Source organism: Paraburkholderia sp. BR10923 (assembly GCF_040948765.1).
GTDB lineage: Bacteria > Pseudomonadota > Gammaproteobacteria > Burkholderiales > Burkholderiaceae > Paraburkholderia > Paraburkholderia youngii.
The window spans coordinates 1-2,470 of sequence record NZ_JBFPKO010000103.1 but is presented as its reverse complement, the minus strand read 5'-3'; the positions used below and the strand labels follow the sequence as shown (position 1 = coordinate 2,470).

Below are 2,470 nucleotides of genomic sequence, written 5' to 3'. Positions count from 1 at the left end.
ATAGAGCAGAGATTTTTTTGGTTGGCGATCGCGGCCACTGACGCGTGAACAGGCCGGTCGGGGCCGGTCCGCGATCGGTAATCAAAAAAATGTTTGTGCTAAACCGCTCCGCAGGCGTCGGCCTTTATGGGCATTGAATGAACGGCGCGGTGATTTGTGATGGCCTGCACACGGGTGGCGCGCGCCAGAACCGGGTGGTTGGCCGGGCCGGTCGCGCAAAGCCAGCGGAAATGCGGATGCCAATGGGTAAGGAGTGCGGAGTTTTGCGGCATTGTGAAGGTGCGGCGACGCCAGGGCGCGAGTGGGTTCGCCTTGGCCGCATGGGGGAAGACCAACGTGCGCGGGGGTGGTGCTGATTCGGGTCAGTGCACATGGGCCGGTTCGGGAGGCGCCCGTGGCAGGATGCCGGGCGTGTCGCCAGGCAGCGCGCCTTTGATGCGGACCATGTGGCCCTTGCCGCACACGGGGCACTCGCGCAGCGACCTGCCGGTGAGCCGCTGGTAACGGTCGCGGTAGTCTTTCGCGATGATGGGCGACGCAGCGGCGGGCGGCTCGACGCCGAGCAGCCGCCGGCAGGTGGCCAGGCTCTCCGCCCGGTGACAGTTGGCGAGCCACCCGTAGCTGCGGATGCGCTTGAAGCCAACGGGCAGCACGTGCAGCAGGAAGCGGCGAATGAACTCGTCGGCCGTCAGGGTCATGGTCCTGTGGCGGGCTTCGTGACGATAGTCCTTCCACTGGAACAACACCGAATCGCCATCAAAGCGCAGCAACCGGTTATTTGAGATGGCAACGCGATGCGTGTAGCGGCCCAGGTAATCGAGTACCTGGGCCGCGCCGCCAAACGGTGGTTTCGCATAGACGACCCACTCCGCCTGGGCGGCGGGCGCGAGCCAGGCGGCGAACGCTCGCGGGTCACGCAACGGCTCGAGCTGGCCATGGAAGCGCAGCGCGCCGGCGTCGAACGCGCGGCGCAGCTGCTCGAGGAAGAGGCGGCGAAACAGGCGCGAGAGCACCCGCACCGGCAGGAAGAAGCCGGGCCGGCAGGCGAACCAGCGCTCACCGTCCGGCGCGATGCCACCGCCCGGCACCACGCAGTGCACGTGCGGATGGTGGAGCAGATTCTGCCCCCACGTATGCAGGACCGTGATGAAGCCGATCTCCGCGTCCAGGTGTCTCGGATCCGCGGCGATCGTGCGCAGCGTCTCGGCGCTGGTGCGAAACAGCAGATCGTAGAGGGTCTTCTTGTTCTGGTACGCGAGCACGGCGATGGGCTCCGGGAGTGTGAAGACGACGTGGAAGTATTCGATCGAGGGGAGCAGCTCGGCGCGCCGGCGTTCGAGCCATTGCGCGCGGGCGAGCGACTGGCACTTCGGACAGCAGCGGTGGCGACACGAGTCGTACGCGATGCGCTGATGGCCGCACGCATCGCACTGCTCGACATGACCGCCAAGCGCGGCGGTACGGCACAGCTCGATGGCGCTCATCGCGCGGCGCTGGGCGCGACTGAGGGCGTCGGCATGGGTCTGCCGGTAGTGAGGCCCGCAGCGACGGAAGATGTCCGCCACCTCGAGCGCCGGGCGCATCGCCGGCTTCAGAAGTATGCGCGCGGTGTGGGCTCAGGCGGGATGGGTGCGGGGTGCGGCAGCAGGTCGAAGGGACTGGTGGTGGCACACACGGTGCTCGTCGCCAGCTTGAGATACCGAGCCGTGGTCGCCATGCTGCGATGTCCCATCAGCAGCTGGATCCGGCGTACATCGGCGCCGGTTTCCAGCAGGTGCGTGGCGAACGCGTGCCGCAAAGAATGTGGTGTCACGGGTTTGGTAATGCCGCTGCGCTGGCGCGCAAGCGCGCAAGCCTCGCCCACGGCCTGGCGGCTGATGGGCCGCCCGGGAATGTTGCCCGCAAACAGCCACTCGCTTGGGCGGGCATCCTGCCAGTACAGTCGCAGGATCTCGAGCAGCCGCGGCGAGAGCATTACGTAGCGGTCCTTACGGCCTTTACCCTGGCGGACACGGATCATCATCCGCTTGCTGTCGATATCGGTGACCTTCAGGTGAACGACTTCCGACACCCGCAGGCCGGCCGCGTAGGCCGTCATCAGGATGGTGCGCTGCTTCAGGCTGGGAATGGACTCGAAGAAACGCGTCACTTCCTCGAAGCTCAGGACGACGGGCAGCTTCACGGGCCGTTTGGGCAACGGGAAATCCTCGTCACTCCAGTCGCACCTGAGCGTGATGCGGTACAGGAAGCGCAGCGCGCCGACGGCAAGTTGGACACTGGCTGGCGCGAGCTTGCGTTGGTTGGTCAGGTGGATGATCCAGGCACGGATCTCTTCGGGGCCGAGCACCTCAGGTGAGCGCCGGAAGTGCCGGGCGAAACTGGAAACTTGCAGCAGATAGGCCTTCTGGGTGTTGTCTGCAAGGTTGCGGATCTGCATGTCATGCAGCATGCGTTTGCGCAGCGGTGTCAT

Annotated in this window: 2 protein-coding genes; both read right to left on the bottom strand. The window is 66.0% G+C overall.

The features are described from left to right. Positions 1–362: 362 nt before the first annotated feature. On the bottom strand, positions 363–1,583 hold the full coding sequence (locus AB3X94_RS41495) for an IS91 family transposase (RefSeq protein ID WP_368594377.1): 1,221 nt from the start codon (positions 1,581–1,583) through the stop codon (positions 363–365). 8 nt (positions 1,584–1,591) lie between these two features. After that, positions 1,592–2,470, bottom strand: an 879-nt coding sequence (locus tag AB3X94_RS41490; protein ID WP_368594376.1) for a tyrosine-type recombinase/integrase, incomplete at its 5' end; no start/stop codon positions are given.